This is a genomic window from Colwellia sp. MB02u-6 (assembly GCF_014077095.1).
GTDB lineage: Bacteria > Pseudomonadota > Gammaproteobacteria > Enterobacterales > Alteromonadaceae > Cognaticolwellia.
The window spans coordinates 216,619-223,436 of sequence record NZ_JACGVG010000025.1 but is presented as its reverse complement, the minus strand read 5'-3'; the positions used below and the strand labels follow the sequence as shown (position 1 = coordinate 223,436).

Below are 6,818 nucleotides of genomic sequence, written 5' to 3'. Positions count from 1 at the left end.
CTGATTACTGATTACTGATTACTGATTACTAATTATGCTGCAGAATAAAGGCCGGCAGTTTCAAGTTTTAAACAAGTATTTATAACTTGAAACTGAGTGACTAACTCAAGTGTATCGCAGGTAATATAACGAAAAAAATCAGGATGAAAAAAAGCGACTTTCGTCGCTTTAATAAAATTTACTTTAATACAGGGCTGTTGATATTTTAATAAGCCCGACTTAACCTCGCTAAGAGGTAAATACATGGCTCTATAGTTGTACTAGCTATAGAGCCATGTAACTGTTATCTCAATGGCCTAGCGTGGGCTGCGGCTCTGAAAATAGTATTCATTAACATAATATTTAGCCCATCTAAATATGCTCTAGTGGTAGGCTCTTGAGTAAAAGCGATCACCATGCCTTGTTCCATAGGTTGATGAATAAGGTAAGGTTTATAAGCCAATTGCTTTTTATTTTCTGCCCATAAATAACCACTTGCTAACACATTTTCTGCATCAGTAAACCAAGCAAGGTTTTTACCTGACGCTAGTTTTATCGGCGCATATATATCGCTGCCATAGGCAATAGCGGTAAGCTTGTTATGCACCCCAGCTGTTAGCCAATGTTCTTGATCAACTTCAATATTAGCCAAAACACCAGCAACAAAGTCAGGTTTTTCTTTTGGATTTTCACTGGCTGTCACTAGCGCATTTTTAGTGCTAAACAACTGCCCGTCAACCATAGACTCGCCTTCAACTTCTTTAACCTCTTTAACTACATTTGATTTATCGTCGTTATTGTCTTTAAACGCGCGTTCTCTTTTGACATCTAACAAGGCAATATCATGCTCTGCAGCAAATTGCGTTGCACTACCCAGTGTGATCAATACGCCACCACGCTTTACCCATTGCTTGATATTTTCAGCGCCACTGATGCCCAGCAACTCTTTATAGTCACCAGAAGGTAAAATAAGCACTTGGTAATTTGATAAGTTGGCACTTTTAAGCGTGTTGGTACGTATCGCCGTTACGGGGTAATTAAACTGACGTTCAATAACGAAGCGAGTATTACCTGCACTTAGCGAACTCACGGGTTCGTCCCATGCCATAGCAATATTGGGTGCTGTCATGGTAATGGTATTGCTACTACCAAAACTGGGGCCTTGAGTAACCCAACTTGAATTAACCCCTTTAACTTGCGCGCCTGAAGCTTTGGCTATTTCCATCACTTTCGTCGCTAAGTCATCGTCATTACTACGCTTTTCGATGATCAAGGTACCGGCATTATATGCTTGTTCAGCTAAAGTAAAAGCTTTATCCGCGCTTTTAACAATAATGTTTTGCTGCAGTGCTGCAGTTAAAAATCGACCAGCGGCCATATCACCCCAAGACACCAAATAGGCAACGCTAGCGTCAGGATTAATCACTTTGCCGATAAGTGGGTCATCACTTTTAACCCTATGGCTTGTGACTTTCACGGTTTTCGAACAGGTGTCAACATCAACATCGAACATAAGCGGTAATGACCAACCCGTAACATCGTAGATTTCATCGGCTAACTTTCTTGCGCGTCGACGCTCTTGCTCTTTAACAAATGCTGGTGCCATATCAACTTGCTTAGTAAAGGTAGTGGTAACAAAGCGACCTTTAGGCTGAGCCGTATCAATAAAATAAGCACCGGCTTGATAGCTTTTACCACACTGTTTAAAGGCATGATCGGCTTGTTTTACTTCAACGCCATGCTGGGCCATCAGTGTTGCAAGGCGATGACCTCCTGCGACATTTCTCCGGTTAGGTAAAATATAGACCCGTTCTTTTTTATTTTTTTTGCCTGCTGCAATCGCGCTGGTTTGATAATTGTAATAGTCATTAAGTAATTTATCGTGATGCTCAGCAACGCCTTCCGCTGTAGAAATTGAAGCAATAAAATGGCGTTGAACGGTATTTTTATAGGTTAAAGTTTCACCGGTCTGCTTTTTAAAGAGCTCACCTCTTGCAGAAGAAACCTCATAGGTTGACGCTGACGCACCATAAAATGTTGGCCAACTATCACCATAACCTGGGTAAAAAGCATCAAAGACTTCACGGGTAAAATAATCAAAACCTAGGCGGTCAAAATGTTTGCCATGGTTTTTACCAATAGCGGTCATGTTATCAATTTGAGTTTGCGTCATGTGTGGGTTAAAAGGCTGTGCAGCAGGTGAAAAGTAATAACTGCTGTCACCACCCATTTCATGTAAGTCAATCACCACTAATGGCCGATAATGATTCATCACACGAATACGGCCTGCGGTTTCAGGTTGCGTTATCGCTAACCAATCTCTGTTCATGTCAAATAGATAATGGTTTGAACGGCCACTTGGCCAAGGTTCGTTATGCTCGGCGCTTAATCTGTCAGCACTGTGTTGCATGCCCACCGTGGCGTAATAGCGACTGGTAAATCGGCTGCGTCCGTCTGGATTTTGTAAAGGATCAATAAAAACAATGGTGTTTTTTAAAATTTTACGATTAGTCGCTTCATTGGGCGCGGCTAATAAATGATAAGCGGTCATCATCGCCGCATCAGTGCTACTAATTTCATTGCCATGAACGCCATAGCCTAACCATACTGAAGCAGGCAGTTGAGCAATTAACTGTTTTGCTGCCTCTTTATCAGTGATACGTGGATCAGAAAGCTTTTGCATTTTATTGGCAAAATCATCTAAATTATCAATAACATCACTTTTACCAATGGCAACATAAATAAGCTTACGGCCTTCCCATGTACGACCGTATTCAAATAATTTAATTTGCTTGGGCGCTGCACGTTCAAGCGCTTCAAAGTAGCGCAGCATATCACCATAATGAGTAATTTTTTCGCCAACGTCATAACCTAAAACGTCGGTAAAAGTCGGTATTGAGTTATCATATTCACTGCCAGGCCACATCTGCTCGGTACTATTGGCTAAAAGTGTAAACGAGCAAACAAAGCTGATCAGGAGTGAAAAAAGTAATGGGGAGCATTTTTTTAGCATATTATTTCTCGTTCATGAGTCTGAATTAAGCTCAGAAGTTAAGTGTGTCGACTTAACGAAAATACTACGCGAAAAATAGCCTAAGTAGCCAATTTATCGATGAAATTTATTAAATATCAGCTGAATGCCCTTCTGACCCCATAACTCGTCGCTAAAACTAAAACCCTTAAAAATTTTTAGCTGACATGAAGTGCTTTAACCTATAGCCACTGAAAGCACTTAGTGAAGTGGCTATGTATATAATATATACCCCCTTCACTATACCGTTTTAGCGCTCAACAAAGAAAACAGATTAAGGTGCAATAACAGGCTTAATTACGGTATAAATGTTTAAGGTAGTCGTATGCAACATCACTCCACAAATATCTTGATTTAAAAGCATTAGTTGATATTTTAGTCCAATTTTTTGGGCTTTTTTGTTTTATTGCTAATACCGACTGAAAACGGCTGAGCATATTTTCAGCTTGTTGTAGCGGATTATCGCCATTGAAGGTAAAACCGTTTACATTATCGGTTATTGTGTCACTCAAGCCACCTACGCTGTGCGCTAAACAGGGTTGCCCTGCTCGCATTGCCAACATTTGACTGATACCACAAGGTTCAAATGAGCTTGGCATTAAGAATAAATCGCCGGAATTATACATACTTATCGATAACGCTTCTGAGTAGCCTTTTAAGAAAATAAAATTACTATGCTTCGAGGCTACCTGGGCTAAAAACGCTTCTAGCTTATTATCGCCACTGCCTAATAAGATAAAAATACCCTGATCAGACAATAGGGTTAATAACTGCTCTAACGCGGTTTCGCCATTGGCCATGACTTGTTGAAAAAGCCGTACCTTTTGATCGGTAATGCGTCCAACTGACGTTAACACTAAAGGCAGTTTTTTATGCTTTTTCGCGGCCAGTTGTTTTAAGCGCGTGATCGCGATTAAATGTGCGTTATCAACTAAAGGCTTATCGGCTAGCCACTTCATAACTTCCTGTTCACAAAGCGTCATTAAATCTTTTGGGTTAAGGCGAACATTGACTTTATCTGGGTATTCGCAACCATTCAATATACCCTGCAAATTTCCTGAGTCAGCGGCATGGCGCAAGTCATTTTCTAAACCTTCACCGCCATAATAGCCATGTTGATCATTACTGGGTAATAATATTTCTTTGGCGTAAGTAGGTGACACTGCATGGACTTTATCTGACAGATTAATGCCAGAGCGCATCGGGTTGTAACAGTTGTGGTATCTAGGATCCTTGATTTGGCTTTCATCGAAAGCTAAATCAGGAAACCAAGCCTTTAATGATGATTCATCGCCATCAAGGGGTCTAATACCTTGCAGTGCTATATTGTGAATGGTGTAAACGGTTTTAATGGCCTTTAAGGCTTGATATTGAGGGTCGTAAGCACGCAATACTGACACCATAGCGGTATGCCAGTCGTGTAAGTGTATTACATCAATTTTACCAAAAACATCACTAATAATCGCTTTAGCCACCGCTGCGCTAAATAAGGCAAACTTGCTGGCGTCAGACGCAAAAGGTCGATTACTGGGGTCGTTACAGTAAATTTCACCAATACCACCAATGGCAAACAAAGGATGTTCAATCACCCATTGCGTCACTTTTTTTGCTGACGTGACTGATAAATTGCCTGACACAGTCGTTGGCGATGGTGTTAATGAAATTTTGAAAATATCAACGGTTTGCGCTTGTCCACCAAACATAACCTCTAATGCCGTCACATGTTGGGCGCCGGCAAGCTTAGAAAAGCTACCATAACCTGGCATGACCACATCAACCTCTTGACCTATTTTGGCTAAAGCGAGTGGAATATCTCGAACTACGTCACCAATACCACCGACTTTTCCGCGTGGTAAAGCGTCATTTTCTGCCGCCGCCATTAATATTTTCATTTCAATACCTTTCATTTGTTCTTATATTGTTGGTTGTTTTTTTCAGTAATATGCTTATAGCTCTATAGTTAAAAAATATGCTAACACACTAACTATAAAGCTAATTTTAGTAGGTAATTGCAAGCACATTATCAACGTTATGTGATCACATCAGGTTTTTCTCTGCCGGTAAATTGTTTAATGCCTGCTACCGTTTCTGCTACTTGAATTAACTTACTAAGGGCTTGCTGTGTTTCTTGTGCTAACAGCGCGGGATCCTGCTGGTAACAATCTAAGTAAACTCTTAAAGTAGCCCCTTGCGTACCTGTACCTGAAAGCCTGAAAACAATACGTCCACCATTTTCTAAATAAAGTCGAACGCCTTGTTCAGTAGTTTTACTCTTATCGACGGGATCAATATATTGAAAGTCATCTGCAGAAGTTATTTTAACACCTGCAAATACCTGACTAGGTAAATCTGCAATTTTGGCCTTAAATTGACGGATCATTTCATGCGCATTGTCACTGTCAACCGCTTCATAATCATGGCGAGTAAAATAATCACGGCCATATTGCAACCAATGATTTTTAACAATTTCACTGACTGGCTGTTTTTTTACTGCGATTAAGTTCAACCAAAACAATACCGCCCATAAACCATCTTTTTCTCTGATATGATCAGAACCCGTACCGAAGCTTTCTTCACCACATAAGGTGATTTTACCCGCATCTAATAAATTACCAAAGAACTTCCAACCGGTTGGTGTTTCATAACAGGGTATATTCATCGCTTTGGCTACTCGATCAACCGCTCTGCTGGTTGGCATTGAACGAGCAACACCTGCAATACCTTCAGCGTAAGCCGGTATTAAATTAGCATTGGCCGTTAATATTGCTAAACTATCGCACGGATTAATATAAAACTGCTTACCCAACACCATATTGCGATCGCCATCACCATCTGAGGCGGCGCCAAAATCAAAGGGGTCATCACCATATAATAAAGCTACAAGCTCATGAGCATGCACTAGGTTAGGATCAGGATGACCACCACCAAAGTCGGTTAATGGCACACCATTAATGACAGAGCCAGCAGGCGCACCTAAACGTTTTTCAAGTATTTCTTTGGCATAAGGGCCGTTAACCGCATGCATGGCATCAAAACATAGACGAAAATCGCCTTGTGTAAGCAAGCGTTTCATAGCTGTAAAATCAAACATCGACTCCATCAAATCGGCATAATCATTAACGGGATCAATAATATCAATTTTACACTGTGCTATTTGCACTGTACCTAGTTGGTCAAGTTCAATATCAGTAGCGTCAATACTCAGGTATTGCTCCATAGATAAGGTTTGTTGAAAAATTGCCTCAGTTAATTTTTCAGGCGCAGGTCCACCATTTTCGCCATTAAATTTAATCCCAAAGTCTTCGTCTGGTCCTCCAGGGTTATGACTAGCGGATAAAATAATACCACCGCAGGCTTGGTTTTTTCTGATCACACAAGAGGCGGCCGGTGTTGATAAAATGCCGCCTTGACCGACCAAGATATGAGTAAATCCATTGGCCACCGCCATGCAGATAATCACTTGTATCGCTTCACGGTTATAAAATCGTCCATCTCCGCCTAATACCAACTTTTTGCCAGTACAAGGCGCAATGGTATTAAAGACCGCTTGCACAAAATTTTCCAAGTAACCTGTTTGCTGGAATTGAGTCACTTTCTTTCTTAAGCCCGAAGTACCAGGTTTTTGATCGGTAAATGCTTGAGTCTTTATTTGCTTGCTTTGCTTTACTTGCTCAGTGGTCATAACTTACCCTTAAAAATAATCTGTCTTTGCCTAGAATCACCTGTAGATTAAACTTTAGTCCATCAGGTTAAATAAAATTTGTCTGCTCTGCTATCAATGCTGGTCGAAAAAAATCGCTATAATTTT

General features: G+C 40.6%; 3 protein-coding genes. All 3 read right to left on the bottom strand.

Annotated elements, in window-relative coordinates; translation table 11 throughout:
- Positions 1–283: 283 nt before the first annotated feature.
- The gene (locus tag H4J46_RS02265) at positions 284–2,992 is read right to left on the bottom strand and encodes a M14 metallopeptidase family protein (RefSeq protein WP_182231943.1); all 2,709 of its coding nucleotides are present in this window, start codon (positions 2,990–2,992) and stop codon (positions 284–286) included.
- A gap of 311 nt (positions 2,993–3,303) precedes the next feature.
- Positions 3,304–4,902, bottom strand: a complete 1,599-nt coding sequence (locus tag H4J46_RS02260; protein ID WP_182231942.1) for a glycogen synthase — start codon at positions 4,900–4,902, stop codon at positions 3,304–3,306.
- 137 nt (positions 4,903–5,039) lie between these two features.
- The gene (locus tag H4J46_RS02255) at positions 5,040–6,692 is read right to left on the bottom strand and encodes an alpha-D-glucose phosphate-specific phosphoglucomutase (protein ID WP_182231941.1); all 1,653 of its coding nucleotides are present in this window, start codon (positions 6,690–6,692) and stop codon (positions 5,040–5,042) included.
- Between the last annotated feature and the right edge of the window lie 126 nt (positions 6,693–6,818).

Bases quoted from the DNA above. Each gene is read 5' to 3' on its own strand.
- H4J46_RS02255 (WP_182231941.1), bottom strand. From the start codon at position 6,692: ATGACCACTGAGCAAGTAAAGCAAAGCAAGCAAATAAAGACTCAAGCA.
- H4J46_RS02265 (WP_182231943.1), bottom strand. From the start codon at position 2,992: ATGCTAAAAAAATGCTCCCCATTACTTTTTTCACTCCTGATCAGCTTT.
- H4J46_RS02260 (WP_182231942.1), bottom strand. From the start codon at position 4,902: ATGAAAATATTAATGGCGGCGGCAGAAAATGACGCTTTACCACGCGGA.